The following is an 18,565-nucleotide window of genomic DNA, read 5'->3' as shown; positions in this document are numbered from 1 at the left end:
CGACCAGCTCAAAGCAAGAAGCCCGGAGAGCGATCTCCGGGCTTTTTTGTGCATTATCTTTCAGCCGTATCCATGGCAAACAGGCGCGCATTCTGTGCCTTTGTGCGCTGCCGGATGATCTGGTAAAGCACATTTTCCGGCAGCGTCCACGCGCTGACCATGAAATCACAGACGCTCACCGAGCTTTCGCCGACATCGATGCTTATGTCGCGGTGCTGCCCGGTATAACCATTGCGCTCCAGGCGCTCACAGCTGTCGATCACGGTATCTAATACTTCGCGAATTAACTTCCAGTCGGTAGCCATCGGTCTCCTCACGTGCGTTTCAAAAGGCCAGTAGTCGCCAGATTCAGGCAGGCCCCAGAGCATCAAGGGCAATTACACGGCGGCGGCGCCCGGCGCCTGCGGCCATGCCGGCTTTCCACGATACAATCCCTGATTAACGTTCCAGCCGATCCGCCCATGTCCGCCCATCTCGAAGAAACCCGCCGCCGCCGTACCTTCGCCATCGTCAGCCATCCTGATGCGGGCAAGACCACGCTTACCGAGAAGCTGCTGTTGTTTGGCGGCGCCATCCAGATGGCCGGCTCGGTGAAGGGGCGCAAGGCCGCACGGCATGCCACCTCGGACTGGATGGCGCTCGAAAAGGAGCGCGGCATTTCGGTGACCTCCTCGGTGATGCAATTTCCCTATGAAGGGAAAATCGTCAACCTGCTCGACACGCCCGGCCATGCAGACTTCTCCGAAGACACCTATCGCGTGCTCACCGCGGTAGATTCGGCGCTGATGGTGATCGACTGCGCCAAGGGCGTGGAAGAGCGCACGATCAAGTTAATGGAAGTTTGCCGCCTGCGCGACACGCCGATCATGACCTTCATCAACAAGCTCGACCGCGAGGGGCGCTCGCCGATCGAACTGTTGGACGAAGTGGAATCCGTGCTGGGCATTGCCTGTGCGCCGCTCACCTGGCCGATCGGCATGGGCAAGCGCCTGAAAGGGGTGTACCACCTGTTGCTCGACGAAGTGCATGTCTTCGAGCCGGGCAAGAATTTCACACGGCAGGATTCGACCATCTTCAAGGGACTCGACGCGCCGGGACTGGAAGCCGCATTGGGTACCGAAGCGCTCCATGAACTGCGCGAGGAGCTGGAACTGGTGCAAGGCGCTTCGCATCCGTTCGAGCTCGACAAATACCTGGCCGGCAAGCTGACGCCGGTGTTCTTCGGTTCGGCCGTCAATAACTTTGGCGTGCAATTGCTGCTGGATTTCTTCGTCGAACACGCGCCGGCGCCGCGTCCGCGCGGCACCCTCAGTCGCGAGGTAGCGCCAGCAGAAGAAAAGCTCACGGGCTTCGTTTTCAAGATCCAGGCGAACATGGATCCGGCGCATCGCGATCGCGTCGCCTTCATGCGCGTGTGTTCGGGCACCTACAACGCCGGCATGAAGATGATCCAGACACGCACGAACAAGGAAGTGCGCATCGCCAACGCGCTTACCTTCATGGCCAGCGACCGTGAAATCGTGGAGAGCGCCTACCCGGGCGACGTGATCGGCCTGCATAACCACGGCACCATCAGCATCGGCGACACCTTCACCGAAGGCGAGGCGATCAGCTTCACCGGCATTCCCAACTTCGCGCCGGAACTGTTCCGCCGCGCGCGCTTGCGCGATCCCCTCAAGATGAAGGCGTTGCAAAAGGGCCTGGCGCAACTTTCCGAAGAGGGCGCAACCCAGTTTTTCCGTCCGTTGATGAGCAATGACCTCATTCTGGGCGCGGTCGGCGTGCTGCAGTTCGACGTGGTGGCGTACCGCCTGAAGGATGAATACGGCGTGGATGCCAGCTTCGAGCCGGTCGGCGTGGTCACCGCCCGCTGGGTGCACTGCGACGATGCGAAGAAGCTTGAAGAGTTCCGCGAGAAGAACGCCATGAACCTCGGTATCGACGCGGCCGGTGAGCTGGTCTATCTCGCTCCTTCGCGCGTCAACCTGCAACTGGCGCAGGAGCGTTCGCCCGCCGTCCGCTTCTCGGCCACCCGCGAGCATGCGGCTTCCGTCGACGTTTGAGAGAGGGCCGCCGCACCCGGCGGCCTTCATCAGTTCCTCACCAGAGGGACCGCTACCGCCAGCCCGAGCATCTCGCTAATCTGGCTGCCGCGACTGCCGCCCGGAGCTTGCCGGCGGCAAGGAGCGCACTTATCGCCACCTAGCGGGATTTCGCATGGCCAGTTCCAGCGTGACGTCGACTCCCAGGAAATATTCGTGGCTGGCCAACCTGCCCATCCGTCACAAGATCATGCTGGCGATCGGCCTGCTGCTGAGCCTGTTCCTGGCCAACAGCGTGATTACCCTCGATTCGCAGGATCGGCAGGCGCAAACACGCCACTGGTCCGAGCATACCTATCGGGTGCTGTTGCAGATCGAGACCTTGCAACGCACGGCGTTGTCCGGGCAAATCGGCCTGCGCGGCTTCCTGCTGACTCATCATCCGGCCGAACTTGCACGTGTCTATAGCAGTGGCAAGCTGTTCCAGGAACAACTCGAACAGCTGCGTGAGCTGACTTCCGACAGTACGCTCGAGCAACTGCGCATCGACCATATCCAGGCCCTGATTTCGCAGTGGAATCTCGAGCTGCAAAAGCTGGTCGTCGCACCCCAATCCGCCATCAAGCCAGATGACCCGCAACTAGCCGCGCAGGAAGCCCGCATCCAATCGGACTACCTGGCCCACCGAACGGTACGGGTGGAGGATTACACCGACGCCCTCGATGAAATGAGCGCTACGGAGCGTGATTTGCTGGCCGTGCGCACGCGCAAGGCGGAGTCACTGCTGCGGCAGACGCTGTATGTAAACATCGCCACCGGCTTGATCGGCCTGTCCCTGGGCCTGCTGGTGATCTCGCTCACCTCGCGCATGGTCAGCCGCCCGATCCGCCGGCTGACCGACTTGATGACCCGGCTGGCCAATCACGACCACACCATCGAGATCCGCGGGGTTGAACGGCTGGACGAGATCGGCGAGATCTCGCGCGCGCTGCAAGTATTCAAGCAAATGGTCGTCGAATCGGGACAGCAGGCCTTGCTGAAGAATCAGGCCACTTCCATTTCCGGCAGCCTGCAGGCGGCTGGCAGCCATCGCGATTTCGCCGAGCGGCTGGTGACCCAGCTTTCGCCTTTGGTACAGGCCGGCGTCGCATTGTTCTATGGCTACGATGCGGCAAGCCATCGGCTCGACCTGCTTGGCAGCTATGGGCTGCGCCTGCATAACAGCCCCGAGGCCTACATGCCCGGCGAAGGGTTGGTTGGCCAGTGCGCCGCCTCGCGGCAGCCGATCATGCTGGACCATGCGCCGGATAATTACTTGCGTATCGACTCCGGCAGCGGCACGGCGCTGCCAAACCACATCACCATTTTGCCGCTGCTGTTGCGCGAGCAGCTGGTCGGCGTGCTGGAGTTCGCGGGCTTCGCCGCGCCCACGCCCTGGGGCCAGCAATTGCTTGACGAATTGCTGCCGATGGCCGCGTTGACGCTGGAAAACCTCAATCGCGCGATAAGCACCCAGGACCTGCTCGAACAAACCCGCGAACAAGCCGATGAACTGCGTATCTCCAGCGTCACCATGCGCCAGCAGCAACAGGCATTGCGCGAAGCCAACGACACACTGCATGCCAAAACCATCGAGCTGGAAGAACAATCGCAGCGCCTGCTGGCCTCCGAAGAAGAGCTGCGCGTGCAGGCCGACGAACTGCAGGCATCCAATGAAGAGCTGCGCCTGAAAACCGATACCCTGCGCCACCAGAAGCAGCAGCTCGAAGCCCTGCAGCAGGAAACGGCGCAGAAAGCGGAAGAACTGGCGCGCGCCAGCCGCTACAAGAGCGAATTCCTCGCCAACATGTCGCACGAACTGCGCACGCCACTGAATAGCTTGCTGATCCTTTCGCGCAGCCTGGCCGACAACCGCGAAGGCAATCTGGACGCCGAGCAAATCGAATCGGCGCGCATCATCCATGATGCCGGCTCCAGCTTGTTGCGCTTGATCAACGACATCCTGGACCTGTCCAAGATCGAAGCCGGCAAGATGGAATTGTCGCTGATGGACCATCCGTTGCAGAACCTGGCGCGCAGCCTGCGCCGGAATTTCGATCACGTCGCACGTGAAAAAAAGCTCGAATACGAAGTCGCTCTCGCCGACGGACTGCCGGTCAGCATCCATACCGATCCCAACCGGCTGGAACAGATCATCAATAACCTGCTCGCCAACGCCTTCAAGTTCACCCCCAAAGGTTCGATCCGGGTCTGCATCAGCCGGCCCGCCGGCGACCTCCCCTTACCCACGGCGATGAAGGACCAGCCGCTCTTGGCAATCAGTGTCAAAGACAGCGGCATTGGCATACCGCCGGACAAGCTGGAACGCATCTTCAACGCCTTCGAGCAGGCCGACAGCAGCACCAGCCGGCAGTTCGGCGGCACGGGGCTGGGCCTGAGCATTTCGCGGCGCATGGCCGAATTGCTGGGTGGCGATATCATCCTGCGCAGCGAGATCGGCCTGGGCAGCGAATTTGTGTTGCTGCTGCCCGAGCGCAGCGAGCCGGTCGAACCGGACATTGCCGTTGCGCCTGCCACAGCGACCCGGCCGGTCACGCGCGCACTGCTGCCGACCGAAGGCGTAAACGACGATCGCGATCGCGTCGCCGCTGGTGACAGCGTCATCCTGATCGTCGAGGATGACATGGCTTTCGCACGCATCCTCTCCGATATCGTGCGGCAAAAAGGCCATCGGATGCTGCATGCGCCGGATGGCGAAAGCGGCCTTGAACTGGCTCGCCGCTATCATCCGGTGGGCATCCTGCTCGACGTCATGCTGCCGGGCATGGACGGCTGGACGGTAATCGAGCGCCTCAAGGCTGACCCGGCCACGCGGCATATTCCGGTGCATTTCCTGTCCGCCACCGACGAACCTGGGCGCGGGCGCGAGCTTGGCGCGGTCGGCTTCCTGACCAAGCCTGTCACGCGCGAGGCGATCAACGACGCCTTCGAGCGTCTGCTCCATTTCGCCAAGGGCCGTACACGGCATCTGCTGGTGGTGGACGACGACGCCAGTTCGCGCAGCGCCGTGCGCACTCTGTTGAACCAGGACGATGTGGCCATTGATGAAGCAGGGTCCGGCGAAGAGGCGCTGCAGAAGATCACCGATACCGGTTACGACTGCATCGTGCTCGATCTTGGCCTTCCCGGCATGTCGGGCATCGATTTGCTGGAAAAGCTCGCCAACAGCGGCAGTATTCCCCCGGTGGTGGTCTATTCCGGCCGCGAGCTCAGCCGCGAGGAAAACCTGCGCATCCGGCAATACACCGATAGCATCGTCATCAAGGGCGCGCGTTCACCCGAACGCCTGCTGGACGAAGTGAGCCTGTTCCTGCATAGCATTCGCGGCGCAGCAGCAACCGGACCGATCCCGACCCCAACCAGCCATGAGGGCCTGAATGGCCATCACGTGCTGCTGGTGGATGACGATATGCGCAACTTGTTCGCGCTCTCCAAAGTGCTCCGCGGCTGGGGCATGCAGGTCAGCATGGCCCAGGATGGACACAAGGCATTGCAGACGCTGGCCGAGAATCCGCACATGGAACTGGTGCTGATGGATATCATGATGCCCGGCATGGACGGCTACGAAGCCATGCGGGCCATTCGCGCCCAGCCCGCATTCGCCAACCTTCCGATCATCGCGCTTACCGCCAAGGCCATGCGCGGCGACCGCGAGCTATGCCTGGATGCCGGCGCCAGCGATTACCTGCCCAAGCCGGTCGACGTGGACAAGCTGGCGTCGATGATGCACGTGTGGCTGCGCGACTGAGCGATAGGCCGATCGTGTACTCGCCAGAGCTGGAAAACATCGAAGTGGAGCTATTCGTGCAGGCGCTGCAGCGCCGCCATGGCTATGACTTCAGCCAATACGCGCCCGCTTCGCTGAAGCGCCGCGTGCAACAACTCGCCGAGCAACTGGAATGCAAGACCGTCAGCGGCCTGATCGAACGGGTGATGCACGAGCCATTGCTGCTGCCGAGCGTACTGGAGGGGCTCACCGTGCCCGCGTCGGACATGTTTCGCGATCCGCCCATGTTCCGCGCCTTGCTCGAGAAAGTGTTTCCGCTGCTGGCCTGCTATCCGCAGATCAATATCTGGCTGGCGGGTTGCGCGCATGGGCAAGAGGTCTATTCGCTGGCGATACTGCTGGAAGAGGCCGAGCTCTACGAGCGCTCGAAAATTTTTGCGACCGACCTCAGCGAGTACGCCCTGCAACAGGCCCGCGAGGGCATTTACTCGACGCGGGAGGCACAGCAATGGTCACGCAACTACCACGCTTCCGGAGGCAGCCGCTCCCTGGCCGACTATTACAGCGCGCGCTATAAGCTGCTGAAGATCGATCAGCGCCTGCAACGTCACGTCACCTTTGCTGCGCATAACCTGGCGGCTGACGGCGTGTTCTGCGAAGCGCACCTGATCCTGTGCCGCAACGTATTGATCTATTTTTCCAATCCCTTGCAGGATCGCGCGCTCTCCCTGTTCCGGGACAGCCTGGTGCGCGGTGGATTTCTGTGCCTGGGCCTGCGCGAAAGCCTGGATTACGCCAGTTCCGCCGAGGATTTCTCACCTTTCGACGAACCGATGCGCATCTATCGTCTCAGCGGCCAACCGGATCATCTCAAGCCATGAGCACGCCAGCCGCCCTGGTCATCGGTTGCTCTGCTGGCGGCGTGGATGCGCTCAAGGCGGTGATAGGCGGCCTCGACGGCCGGCTGCGGCAGGCCATCCTGGTGTGCTGCCACAGCCGTTCCGATAGCATGAGCCTGCTGTGCGAGGTACTGGCGCGTGTTTCGGCGCTGCCCGTAGTGGAAGCGGCCGAGCGCCATTCTGTGCAGTCCGGCGTCGTGCAACTGGCGCCCAGCGGTTACCATCTGCTGGTGGAAAACGATCTGCATTTCGCCCTGTCGATCGATCCGCGCGTGAATTACGCGCGGCCGTCCATCGACGTCATGTTTCACTCGGCCGCCGAGGCATGGCGCGAAACACTGGTCGGCGTGGTCCTCACCGGCGGCAATGCCGATGGTGCCGACGGCCTGCGGCGGATTCGCCAGCTCGGCGGCCTGGCCGTGGTGCAGTCCCCCGCCGATGCGGAAGCGCCGGCCATGCCGCAGGCAGCGCTGGACGCTGCCGGAGCGGATCACTGCGTTGCCCTTGCCGATATCGCCCCTTTGCTTAACCGCCTGTGCCTGGCATGACCATGTCTCCTCCCAAGATCCTGGTGGTCGATGATACGCACGCCAATTTGGTGGCGATGCGCCGGCTGCTGGCCGACTGCGGCGCGCAACTGGTCGAAGCCAGCAGCGGCAACGAAGCGTTGTCGCTATGCCTGGACCAGCAATTCGCGCTCATCCTGCTCGATGTGAACATGCCCGACATGGACGGATTCGAAGTGGCGGCGCTACTCAACGAAGCGGACCAGCTACGCGACACCCCCGTGATTTTCGTCACTGCCGCTTACGCGGACGATCTGAACCGGCTCAAGGGCTACCGTTCCGGCGCGGTCGACTACATCGCCAAGCCCATCAATGACGTGATCTTGCAGTCGAAAGTGCGCGTATTCCTGGAGTTGCACAGTGCGCGCATGCAACTGCAGCAAGCCATGGACGAACTGTTCGCACGCAATGAGCAACTGCACGCGGAAATCGCCGAGCGCCAGCGCATCGAGGCCAAGGTGCGCCATCAGGCAACCCATGACATGCTGACCGGCCTGCCCAATCGCGTGCTGTTCCATGATCGGCTGCGTTCGGCGATGCAGCGCGGCCCACGACAGGACCAGCATTTTGCGCTGGCGCTGGTGGACATCGATGGCTTCAAGGCAGTGAACGATACGCACGGCCATCCTGCCGGCGACGCATTGCTGCAAGCCATTGCCGCGCGCCTGAACCACCACGTGCGCGTCCACGACACGGTCGCTCGCCTTGGCGGCGATGAATTCGCACTTATCTTCGAGAACGCCAGTGATCTCCCGGCGTTGATGGAGCGTTGCCAGCATCTGTGCGATACGCTTGCACAGCCGTATCCGCTTCACGGTCAACATGGCGATATCGTTGCGCATGTCAGCGCCAGTATCGGGATCGCATTGTGGAATGAAGCCGTCGATTCCGACGAAGCCCTCATTCAGGCCGCGGACCGTGCGCTATACCAGGTCAAGGAAAACGGCAAGAACAGTTGCGTGCTGGCGTCCTGAAAACCTCGGTGGGCAACTTGCCGGCTTCTGCGTGGCATAGGGCGCTGCGCTCGTCGCAGGCATGGCCCTAGCCTGCTGCGGGGAACCCCAAGGGAGCTACATGTCGGGAAACGTCGCCTTCAGTACCCCGACCACAGCGACGACATGGCGGCGCTGGCTGTTGTATTCGTCGCTCACATATCGTCATTTTGCCGTATTGGCTTTCGGCATAGGCCATGACAACAACGACGCGCCTACCGCACGCTCCGCTGGCGGCGGCCGAAGCCGCCGCCGGTCAATGAATCCGTAGTCGGCGATTACGCCGCATCGGCCAGTTTCTTCAGGTCGTTACGGGTGATCGCCGAGCGCAATTCTTCCGGGTTGAAATCGTCCACCGAGATGAACTCGAACACGCCCTCGCGCACACGCTTGAGCAAGGCTGCCTCGCTGGCGTCGATCACGCCAGCGCGCACGGCTTCATCCAGTTGCCCAGCGTAGTCGCGCGAAGTGAACTGGCCGGCCTTCTGCGCCTTGCCGAACTTGCGTTCGACCGGCTCGGCCGCGATCACATCCGGCAGCAACTGGTTCATGCGGCCGACGGTGTTATTGGCGGTCGGCGTGAGGTATGCCCACTCCAGCAGTCGATCGCGGGCTTCGCCGGGCGCAGTAATGATCGCGGCGACTCGGCGGCCAAGGCGATCCGAAGGCGGCACTTCGCGGCGACCGAACGGAAACACCAGTACGTGCAGCAGCCACGCCACCGGACGCACCGGGAAATTGCGGATCGCGCCATCCAACGCCATCTGCGTGCGCCACATGCATTCGTGGAAAGCCCAGGCCAGCAATGGACGATCCGCTTCAGGCCGGCCGGTATCCTCGTAACGCTTCAACATGGCGCTGGCGATGTACAGATAGCTCAACACATCACCGAGGCGCGCCGACAGCTTTTCCTTGAACTTCAGCTTGCCGCCGAGCACACCCATGAAGGTATCGGCGCACAAGGCCAGCGCGGCGGAATAGCGATTGAGCTTGCGGTAATAGCGTCGCGTATACGCATCGCCAGCCGCCGCGCCGATGCTTGCTCCGGTAATGCCAAGCACAAAGCTGCGCACAGCGTTGGAGATGCCGAAACCGATGTGTCCGAACAGGGCGCGGTCGAACGTGTTCAAGCGTTCGTGGTAATCGGCAATCGCCAACGCCTGCATTTCCTTCAGTACGTAAGGATGGCAGCGGATCGCACCCTGCCCGAAAATCATCAGGCTGCGCGTCATGATGTTGGCGCCTTCCACCGTGATCGCGATGGGCACGCCTTGCCACGCGCGGCCTGCGTAGTTCTTGGGCCCCAGCTGAACGGCCTTGCCGCCATGCACATCCATCGCATCGCCTGCGATCGCCCGCCCCCATTCGGTAGCGTGGTACTTGGCGATGGCCGAAGGTACCGCCGGCTTTTCGCCGCGATCCACCGCGGCAGCCGTGGCACGCGACAGCGCCGCCGTGGCATAGGTGAGGCCGCCGATGCGCGCGAGCGCTTCCTCCACGCCTTCGAAGCGCGCCACGGCCAAGCCGAACTGCTTGCGCATGCGCGCGTAGGCACCGGTGCCCGCCACAGCCATGCGCACGCCGCCGGTGGCGTTGGAAGGCAGCGAGATGGCGCGGCCCACGGAGAGGCATTCGACCAGCATGCGCCAGCCATGGCCCGCCATGTGCGGCCCACCGATCAGGGTCGACAATGGCGCGAAAATATCCTTGCCGCGCACCGGTCCGTTCTGGAACGGCACGTTGAGCGGGAAATGGCGCCGGCCGATTTCCAGGCCGGGCGTGCTACGCGGCAACAAGGCTAGCGTGATACCAAGGTCTTCCTTGTCGCCAAGCAAATGTTCCGGATCGTATAGCCGAAAAGCCAGGCCCACCACGGTAGCGATCGGTGCCAGCGTGATGTAGCGCTTATCGAAGTTCAACTTCATGCCAATGGTTTCCACGCCATCGACCACCTGCCTGCACACCGTGCCGTAGTCGGGAATGGACGTCGCATCCGAACCGGCATACGGGCCGGTGAGTGCGAAGCACGGAATTTCCTCGCCGACCGCCAGGCGCGGCAGATAGAAATTTTTCTGCTCGTCGCTACCGTAGTGCAGCAGCAATTCCGCCGGACCGAGCGAGTTGGGCACTGCTACCGTCGATGCTGCGGTGGCCGACATCGTGGCGAGCTTCTGCAGAACGGCCGAATGCGCCAGCGCCGAAAAACCCAGGCCACCGTATTGCTTGGGAATGATCATGCCGAAGAATTTGTGCTTCTTGATGAACTCCCACACTTCCGGCGGCAGATCGGCCAGTTCGTGCGTGATCTGCCAATCGTCGAGCATGCCGCACAACTGCTCCACCGGTCCGTCGAGGAAGGCTTTCTCTTCCGCGCTCAATTCCGGCCTGGGCTGGCTCAACAGGTTTTGCCAGGCAGGCTTGCCGGAAAACAGCTCGCCTTCGAATCCCACCGTGCCGGCTTCCAGCGCGGTCTGTTCGGTAGCCGAAAGCTTGGGCGTGACCCTGGCGAACATCTTCAGCAATGGCGCGCTGATCTGTTTGCGCCGGAATGGCACCACCAGCAGCGGCACGGCAATCAGCAGTTCAATGATCAGCAGTACCACCATGGTGGCCCTGGCATGCGTCAACAGCCCAACCACCAGCGTGACGGCTATCGTGGCGATGGCCCAAGTGCGCAGGCTGCTGCGGTGGTAAGCGCAGGCGCCAGTCGCAATGAGCGCCGCCAATACGGTCAGTAATACGGACATCTCAATACCTCATTGCAGGTTGCTTGATTGCAGGTTGCTTGGCCGCGTCCTGCTGGACGTCGGCGGGCTCCAGGCTTTCGAGGAAGCCTGCGATCGCCGCCGTGAATGCATCATTCGCATCACCGGCCAACATGTGGGTGGCGCCTGGCACTTCGGCATGGCGCGCATGGGGAACCAGCGCAAGAAATTCATCGACCGTGCGGTGCGAGACGACATCGCTGTGTTCGCCCGACAGCAGCAGCACCGGCACCTCCACCTTCGCCGCGGCGGCAAGCAAGCGCGGCTGGTAGCGTTCGCTTTCGCTCACCAGGCCATTGGCCAGCAAGGCCGGATCCCAGTGCCAGCGCAGGCGCCCGTCCGCGCTTTCGCGCAGCAGCGGACGCAATTGCTGCTCGCTCTTGCGCTCGCGCCGTTGTGGCAGGTACGCGGCAATCTGTTCGGCCGCCTCGGCGTAGCTGGCGAAACCTTCCGGATGCGCCTGCATGAACGCCAGGATGCGTTCGACGCCGGAGGTTTCCCAGCGTGGCGTGATGTCCACCAGCACCAGGGCACGGAACGGCGAAGGCCGCATTTCGCCAGCCACCAGCAAACCGAGCAGGCCGCCCATCGAAGCACCCACCAGGATCGGCGGCTCCGGCTGGGCACGGGCAAGCTCGAGCAGGTCGTCGACGAACTGCTCCATGTGATAGGCGCCATCGGGCATGTGCCCGCTTTCGCCATGGCCGCGACTGTCGAATGTGACACAACGGCAGCCGCGCGCAGCCATCGTGCCTGCGGCCGCGTTCCAGGCGCCACGGGTCTGTCCGAAGCCATGGGCGAACAACAAAGTGGGGCAACCCGATGGATGCCGCAGGTCTACCGCGAGCTGCAAACCGTCGGCGGATTCAAACGGGCTTGGAATGGGCGTCATTAAATCCATACGCATGAGTATGGAGTGCTTGCGGGACGTCGTCAACCTGCTGGGAAATCGGCGTTTCCCCGCAGCGGACCGGCGCCAGCACGGCGACAGTTGCTGATCCGTCTGGGCTACCATACGGAAATGAATGTCCGTCAAAAATCAGAACGCACACGTCTGTCCGCGGAAGATTGGGAAGACGCAGCCCTCAGCCTGATCGCCGAACAGGGCGTCGGCGCCCTTGCGGTGGAAGCCCTGGCCCGTCAGCTGGGCGTGACCAAGGGCAGCTTCTATTGGCATTTCCGCACCCGCGAAGCCCTGCTCCTGGCAGCGCTCGAGCGCTGGGAGCAATACGGCGAGCGCGAGATCATCAGCCAGATCGAGGCCATTGCCGATCCCCGCGAGCGCCTCCCTGAACTGTTCCGCCGCGTCGCCCATGAACTCCAGCCGCACCGCGTCTACGCCGCCCTGTTGAAGGCATTGGATCACCCGCTGGTGGTACCGGTGATGGCGCGTGTCTCAAAGCGACGTACGGATTTTCTGCACACCGCGTACAGCGAAGCTGGCCTGGATGCCAGCGAAGCCCTCAATCGCGCTCGTCTTACCTATGCCGCCTATGTCGGCTTCCTGCAACTGAATTTCACGCTCGGTCTGCCAAGGTTGACGCACGAGGAGTTCGACGCTTACGTCGAACACATGATTGCCACCCTCATCCCGGCCTGAGGCCTGGGCTGGGTCGCAGAGTGGTACAGCACGATTCCGGGCATCCCTGATGCCTGGGCTGTCCGGCTGCCTTGAACTTTGGCCGACACGGCATTGCTGCAGGCAACCTTGCAATGCCAGTTCCCGTAACTTACCGTCACCTATCCTTTTTGTGGGTAGACCAAAGCGAGGGAAGACATGACGAGCAAGCTGGATACGCTCGAGCGATGGGTCAATGACGTGGCGGCTATGACCCGCCCCGCGACGATCCATTGGTGCGACGGTTCCGATACCGAGTATCGGGCGCTGGTGCAGCAAATGCTCCAGAGCGGCGACCTGATCGAACTGAACCAGCAGACCCATCCGGGCTGCTATCTGCATCGCTCCCATCCGTCCGACGTGGCGCGCGTTGAACACCTGACCTTCGTCTGCACCGACAACGAAGCAGACGCTGGCCCCAACAACCACTGGATGGACCCGGCCCAGGCGCACGCAAAGATCGATGCGCTATTCGACGGCTGCATGGAAGGCCGCACGATGTACGTGATCCCGTATTGCATGGGACCGATCGGTTCGCCGCTTTCGCGCTGCGGCGTGGAGATCACCGACAGTCCTTACGTCGTCGCCAACATGCGCACGATGACTCGCATGGGTGCGGCGGCGCTTGAGCGTATCGAGCGCGAAGGCAGCTTTGTGAAAGGCCTGCACTCCACCGGCGAGCTCGATCCGGAACGTCGTTTCATCATGCATTTTCCGGAAGAATTGACGATCAAGTCCTACGGTTCCGGTTACGGCGGCAACGCGCTGCTGGGCAAGAAGTGTCACGCATTGCGCATTGCCAGCTACCAGGCACGGCGCGAAGGTTGGCTTGCCGAACATATGCTCATCGTCGGCATCGAGAATCCGCAAGGGCAGACGCATTACGTCGCCGCGGCCTTCCCTTCCGCCTGCGGCAAGACCAACCTGGCCATGTTGATCCCGCCAGAAGGTTATCGCCAGGACGGCTGGCGCGTATGGACCGTGGGCGACGATATCTGCTGGATGCGTCCTGGCACCGACGGACGTCTTTACGCCATCAATCCGGAAGCCGGTTTCTTCGGGGTGGCTCCCGGTACGAGCCATGCCAGCAACCCGAATGCGCTGGCCTCGATTTCGCGCGACACCATCTTTACCAACGTGGCCGTGACCGCCGACAACCAGCCATGGTGGGAAGGCCTGCCGGGCACGCCGGTCACCGATTGGCAGGGACGACCCTACGATCCGGCCAACGGTCCGGCCGCGCATCCCAATTCGCGCTTCACGGTCAGCGCCAGGCAGTGCCCGACCTGGTCGCCGAAAGCCGAGGACGCACAAGGCGTGCCGATCAGCGCCATCATCTTCGGCGGGCGCCGTCCCTCGCTCCTGCCATTGGTGATGGAAGCCCGCGACTGGACGCACGGGGTGATGATGGGTGCCGCGATGGGCTCGGAAACCACGGCTGCCGCTACCGGCGCGGTAGGCGTGCTGCGCCGCGATTCCATGGCGATGAAGCCTTTCTGCGGGTATCACTACGGCGACTATTTCAAGCACTGGCTGTCGTTCGACAAGCCGGGCGCAAAGCTGCCGAAAATCTTCCACGTGAACTGGTTCCGCAAGGGTAAAGACGGCAAGTTCCTGTGGCCCGGCTTTGGCGAGAACCTGCGCGTGCTCGAATGGATGATCGGGCGCGTCGACGGCACGGTGCGTGGCATCGACACTCCCATCGGCACCCTGCCCGCCAGCGGCGAACTGAAAATGGAAGGCCTGGACCTGCCGCGCGACGTTCTCGCGGAATTGCTCGATATCGATGGCGCGGGCTGGCAGTCCGAATTGCATGCCATCGGCGACTATCTCGACAGCTTCGGCCCGCGCCTGCCCGAGCGCCTGCGGCAGGAGCAACAGCGTATCGCCCAGGCCTTGGAGATCCCGCGCAGGGCAGCTACTGCCTGACCGCGTTGTGATACGCCCGGCCCCTCTTCCGTTAGTCGGGAGAGGGGCTGCAGGGAACGCCAATGCGAAGGGCATCTAAACCCCGGCAGCCGCAGCCGCATCCAAGCTGGCAAGATGATTACCGCTTGCATCGCTAACGGAAGCGCCATGCCACCTGCGCTCGCTGCGGGACACAACGATATGGATGACGTGCGCGCGGCCGCGGCAGGCGACCGGCAGGCTTTCCAACGCCTGTACCGCCTGCACGTAGGTCGTATCCATGGCGCCATGTTGCGGCTGTCCGGCTACGATCACGCGCGTGCCGAGGACCTTACGCAAGATGCTTTCGTGCGCGCCTGGCAGAAACTGGGCGGCTTTCGCGAGCAGAGCGCGTTCGGCACCTGGCTTTATCGATTGGCCGTGAACGTGGCGCTGATGGATATAAGGGCCAGGGGCGCCGACCCGGTCGGTTACACGGATGAAGAAAACCTGCCTGACCATGGGCAGACGCCGTTCTGTGCTGCCGAACGTGAAGAACTCGAACGCGCGATCGGCAAGCTGCCGCCTCGGGCTCGCGCGGTGCTGGTATTGCATGACGTGGAAGGCTGGCGGCACGAAGAAATCGCCGGCGAACTGGAGATGGCGGTAGGGTCGTCCAAGGCGCAACTGCACCGCGCACGCGGCTTGTTGCGCAAGGCTCTGGGAGAAGTGCGATGAACGAATTCGAATGGCTGCGCCAGATGCGCGAACTGCAGCAGCCGGTGACTCCGCGCAACGAGCTGTGGACTCGCATCGATGCCGCGCTCGACCAGGTTTCGCCAGCCAATAGCGTCACGCCGCTGCCAGGCAAGCATGCGCGGCAACGCCAGGCCTGGGCCCTGGCAGCCAGTCTCGCCGCTGTCGTGGTGCTGGCTTGCGGTGTCGTATGGCAAATGCGTTCCCGTCCGCAAACCACGCCGGCTGTCGCGAGCAACACGACCCTGACCGGCAAGATGCCTTGGAAACCCAGCGATCCGCGCCTCGCGGGTGCTGCGATCGAGCTCGACGCAGCGCGCATGGAATTGCAACAGGCCATGCAGCAAGCTCCCGATTCGTCTGCCCTGCAGCGCCTGTTGCAACAGACTGATGCACAGCAGAACCGCCTGCGCGAACTCGACAAACAAGCCGGCTGAAGCCTCAGGACATAACCATGAAAACCACCCGCTATCTGCCGCTGCTGATCTGCCTGTCGTGGGGAGGACAGGCATATGCCGACAACCCGCTCGACCTCAGCCATCCCGCATCGCCGACCGCGCACGTCAATATCAGCAACATCAAAGGCGAGGTGACCATTACCGCCTGGGACCGCAACGAAGTGCACGTGGGCGGCCAATTGGGCCAGGGCGCGGAACCCCTGTCCATCCAGGGCAGCGACAATAACCTGACGATCAACGTGCAGGCGCACGGACATGACGGCTGGTTCGACTGGGGCGGCGACAAGGCCATGTCAGCCACCACCCTGGACGTCAACGTGCCACGCGGTGCGTCAATCAAGGTGAACGTCATCAGCGCGCCGCTCAGCCTCGACGGCATCGACGGCGGCGATATCGAAGTGAATTCAGTAAGCGGCCGCGTGCGCATCCATGCGCAGACACCCATGCTCAACGTAGTGACAGTCAGCGGCAACGTCGCCTTCTCCGGCCAGGCCAAACAGGCCAAGCTGCAGACCGTGAGCGGGGATATTCTGGCGCCGGCTCTGGGCACCGTGGTCGACCTGCAGACCGTTTCCGGTCATATCCAGGCAGGTGGCGGCCCGTGGCGGCAACTCAGCCTCAGCACGGTTTCGGGCGATGTGCAGCTTGCCGGCGGCCTGGCCACGGGCGGCACGATGAGCATCGACAGCATGAGCGGCGATCTCCAATTGCAATTCCCTGGCTCGCTGAGCAGCCATGTGCACGCCAGCACTTTCAGCGGCGACTTGCGCAGCGACTTTGGCTCACCGACGCGGCCCGAACATGGCCCAGGTAGCACCCTCGATGCGGTGGCCGGCGGCGGTGACGGCAAGATCAATATCGAAACCTTCAGCGGCGACCTTCGGATTCGAAAGCAGGAGTGAGGAATGGGCGGCGGAATTCGCGCGACGATGGACGCTGGTCTGTTATCCCGCTTTCATTAAAAAGTCAGCTGCGCAGAATCGGATAGGGAACCGGTAATCCGGCCCCCTTCCACACCACCGTACGTGCGGTTCCGCATACGGCGGTTCACGAGTGACGCTGAAGATATCGAACAGTGTCGGTCAGACAGACCAGACCTTGCTTATGGAAGAAGGCGTTCGGGAACGCCACCCGCATATGCAACGCATCGGCATTCCACCATGAGCCATGCCCATTGCGGGCCGAATGCCACGCACGCACGGGGTCGATCCCACCTTGTCGTAGCAGTGCAGTACGTCGCTGCCGGGTTTTCGCCTGATCCCAGATCAGACACCGAAGCCGCCGGCGCAACCACACATCCAGTTCCTCCCATGCCACCCGGCTCTCGCTGAGTTGGAAGTAGCTGACCCATCCACGCAACACCGGATTCAGTGTCTCGATAGTGCGAGTCAGGCTTCGCCCTCGTCCCTGACGCAGCAGTTCGCGGATGCGATCGCGCCACTTCGCCACACTTTCCCGGGCAAAGCGCAGACGGATCTTCCCCACGGCCGTCAGGGTGTATCCGAGAAACTTTCGTTTCCACGGTCGGGCGCACGCGCTCTTCGCTTCATTGATGTGCAGTTTCAGACGCTTTTGCAGGAAGACTTTCATCTGCGCCATCACACGTCTGCCTGCCACTTCGCTTCGGACGTAGATGTTGCAGTCGTCCGCGTAGCGACAGAAGGCATGACCTCGACGTTCCAGTTCACGGTCCCAATCCGTGAGCAGGATGTTCGAGAGCAGCGGCGACAACGGACCGCCTTGGGGCGTGCCCCTGTTCCGCGCCCCTTCCACCCCCTCGCGCATCCATCCCGCTTCCAGATATCGACGGATTAGCTTGAGCACCCGCTCGTCGTCCACGTGCCGCGCCACCCGCGACATCAGGATGTCGTGGTTCACGCGATCAAAGAACTTCTCCAAATCCAGATCTACTGCCCACTGACGACCTTCCTGCACATACCGCTTGGCCGCCTTTAAGGCTTGGTGGGCACTCCGTCCGGGACGGAAGCCATAGCTGGATGATGAGAACGTGGGTTCAACGGTGGGTTGAAGGACTTGTAGCAGCGCTTGTTGAATCAACCGATCCAGCACCGTCGGGATACCCAGAGTGCGTATCCCGCCCGAAGGCTTGGGGATATCCACCGCGCGTACCGCCGACGGCCGGTAATCGCCTGACAACAATGCTGCTCGGACACTGGGCCAATGCGTCCTCAGCCAGTCTTTCAACGATCCTGCCGTTTGGCCATCGACCCCCGGCCCGCCACCGTTGCGTACGACTCGCTGAGATGCCGCCCAGACATTGCTACGTTCCACCACGGCTTCCATCAGCCGTGGCATCCCCGCGTTCGTTTGCCCAACGTCCGCCGTGATCGACTCTGCACCGCACGCGCCACTTGCGGAATACTGTTCCGCTCCCTGCGTGTGGGCCTCGGTCTCCCGAGCTTCTGCGTCGTCGTCGATCATCGAGGTACATCGTCCTAATTGCGGTCTCTCGTGTTCGGCCCTTCGGTCGTGCTGCACCTACTATGGCCTCGGCTGACTTCTCGCTCCGTGTTGCCACGTCACCCTTTCGGGCATGAGGCGAGATCTCCCCGGGTATGGCGCACCTGCCTTCACGCTTATGCCTGTCGGATCTACGCCGTGATGTTCCGTGCAGGTATTGGGCTTTAGCCTTTTCTGCTGCCTCACCCCACCACGTCGCCTCGCATCCGCTTCCTGTTCGTCAGGCCAGCGCTTTGCCTCGGGCTTCCTCCAGACGGTCGGTCACCCTTCCGCCCTTGCCTCTGGCTAACTCTTCCCCCTTGCCGGGCGAGTAG

The 18,565-nt window shown here is 62.4% G+C and carries 14 protein-coding genes; 10 read left to right on the top strand and 4 right to left on the bottom strand.

The genetic code is table 11. From position 1 onward, the window contains the following. Positions 1 to 53 precede the first annotated feature (53 nt). A complete protein-coding gene (locus ISP15_RS11585) occupies positions 54 to 305 on the bottom strand; it encodes a hypothetical protein (RefSeq protein ID WP_404547499.1) in 252 nt (83 codons plus the stop codon). A gap of 156 nt (positions 306 to 461) precedes the next feature. On the opposite strand from ISP15_RS11585, the gene ISP15_RS11580 reads away from it, so the two are divergent. From ISP15_RS11580 to ISP15_RS11560, 5 genes are all read left to right on the top strand, one after another. Then, positions 462 to 2,063, top strand: coding sequence for a peptide chain release factor 3 (locus ISP15_RS11580; protein WP_404547498.1), 1,602 nt, complete (start codon positions 462 to 464; stop codon positions 2,061 to 2,063). 154 nt (positions 2,064 to 2,217) lie between these two features. Next, entirely contained in the window at positions 2,218 to 5,850 is a 3,633-nt protein-coding gene (locus tag ISP15_RS11575; RefSeq protein ID WP_404547497.1) for a response regulator, read from the top strand. Then, positions 5,835 to 6,710 carry a CheR family methyltransferase gene (locus tag ISP15_RS11570; protein ID WP_404547496.1) on the top strand — a complete coding sequence of 292 codons (876 nt, stop codon included), beginning with the start codon at positions 5,835 to 5,837 and terminating at the stop codon, positions 6,708 to 6,710. Before ISP15_RS11575 ends, ISP15_RS11570 begins: the two co-directional genes overlap by 16 nt. Next, the gene (locus ISP15_RS11565) at positions 6,707 to 7,276 is read left to right on the top strand and encodes a chemotaxis protein CheB (protein ID WP_404547495.1); all 570 of its coding nucleotides are present in this window, start codon (positions 6,707 to 6,709) and stop codon (positions 7,274 to 7,276) included. Before ISP15_RS11570 ends, ISP15_RS11565 begins: the two co-directional genes overlap by 4 nt. Then, positions 7,273 to 8,268, top strand: coding sequence for a diguanylate cyclase domain-containing protein (locus tag ISP15_RS11560; protein WP_404547494.1), 996 nt, complete (start codon positions 7,273 to 7,275; stop codon positions 8,266 to 8,268). The genes ISP15_RS11565 and ISP15_RS11560 overlap by 4 nt, the downstream gene beginning before the upstream one ends. 296 nt (positions 8,269 to 8,564) lie before the next feature. Here ISP15_RS11560 and ISP15_RS11555 read toward each other — a convergent pair whose 3' ends face one another. Together ISP15_RS11555 and ISP15_RS11550 are read right to left on the bottom strand one after the other, a co-directional pair. Next, the gene (locus ISP15_RS11555; protein ID WP_404547493.1) at positions 8,565 to 11,033 is read right to left on the bottom strand and encodes an acyl-CoA dehydrogenase; all 2,469 of its coding nucleotides are present in this window, start codon (positions 11,031 to 11,033) and stop codon (positions 8,565 to 8,567) included. 1 nt (position 11,034) lies between these two features. Then, positions 11,035 to 11,952: an alpha/beta fold hydrolase gene (locus tag ISP15_RS11550; RefSeq protein ID WP_404547669.1), complete on the bottom strand. Its 918-nt coding sequence runs from the start codon at positions 11,950 to 11,952 to the stop codon at positions 11,035 to 11,037. A gap of 120 nt (positions 11,953 to 12,072) precedes the next feature. On the opposite strand from ISP15_RS11550, the gene ISP15_RS11545 reads away from it, so the two are divergent. From ISP15_RS11545 to ISP15_RS11525, 5 genes are all read left to right on the top strand, one after another. Continuing rightward, the gene (locus ISP15_RS11545) at positions 12,073 to 12,651 is read left to right on the top strand and encodes a TetR/AcrR family transcriptional regulator (protein ID WP_404547667.1); all 579 of its coding nucleotides are present in this window, start codon (positions 12,073 to 12,075) and stop codon (positions 12,649 to 12,651) included. A 177-nt stretch (positions 12,652 to 12,828) separates the two neighbouring features. After that, entirely contained in the window at positions 12,829 to 14,598 is a 1,770-nt protein-coding gene (locus ISP15_RS11540; RefSeq protein ID WP_404547492.1) for a phosphoenolpyruvate carboxykinase (GTP), read from the top strand. 147 nt (positions 14,599 to 14,745) lie between these two features. Continuing rightward, the gene (locus tag ISP15_RS11535; protein WP_404547491.1) at positions 14,746 to 15,294 is read left to right on the top strand and encodes an RNA polymerase sigma factor; all 549 of its coding nucleotides are present in this window, start codon (positions 14,746 to 14,748) and stop codon (positions 15,292 to 15,294) included. Continuing rightward, the gene (locus ISP15_RS11530) at positions 15,291 to 15,749 is read left to right on the top strand and encodes a hypothetical protein (protein ID WP_404547490.1); all 459 of its coding nucleotides are present in this window, start codon (positions 15,291 to 15,293) and stop codon (positions 15,747 to 15,749) included. Before ISP15_RS11535 ends, ISP15_RS11530 begins: the two co-directional genes overlap by 4 nt. Before the next feature lie 17 nt (positions 15,750 to 15,766). Continuing rightward, positions 15,767 to 16,672 (top strand): DUF4097 family beta strand repeat-containing protein, encoded by a 906-nt coding sequence (locus ISP15_RS11525; protein WP_404547489.1) that lies wholly within the window; start codon positions 15,767 to 15,769, stop codon positions 16,670 to 16,672. Positions 16,673 to 16,817: 145 nt separating this feature from the next. Here ISP15_RS11525 and ltrA read toward each other — a convergent pair whose 3' ends face one another. Then, a complete protein-coding gene (gene ltrA, locus ISP15_RS11520; RefSeq protein WP_404547488.1) occupies positions 16,818 to 18,212 on the bottom strand; it encodes a group II intron reverse transcriptase/maturase in 1,395 nt (464 codons plus the stop codon). Positions 18,213 to 18,565: the final 353 nt, after the last annotated feature.

Source organism: Dyella jejuensis, assembly GCF_044904675.1.
Classification (GTDB): Bacteria; Pseudomonadota; Gammaproteobacteria; order Xanthomonadales; family Rhodanobacteraceae; genus Dyella_B; species Dyella_B jejuensis.
This window is presented reverse-complemented; position numbering and strand designations above follow the sequence as displayed.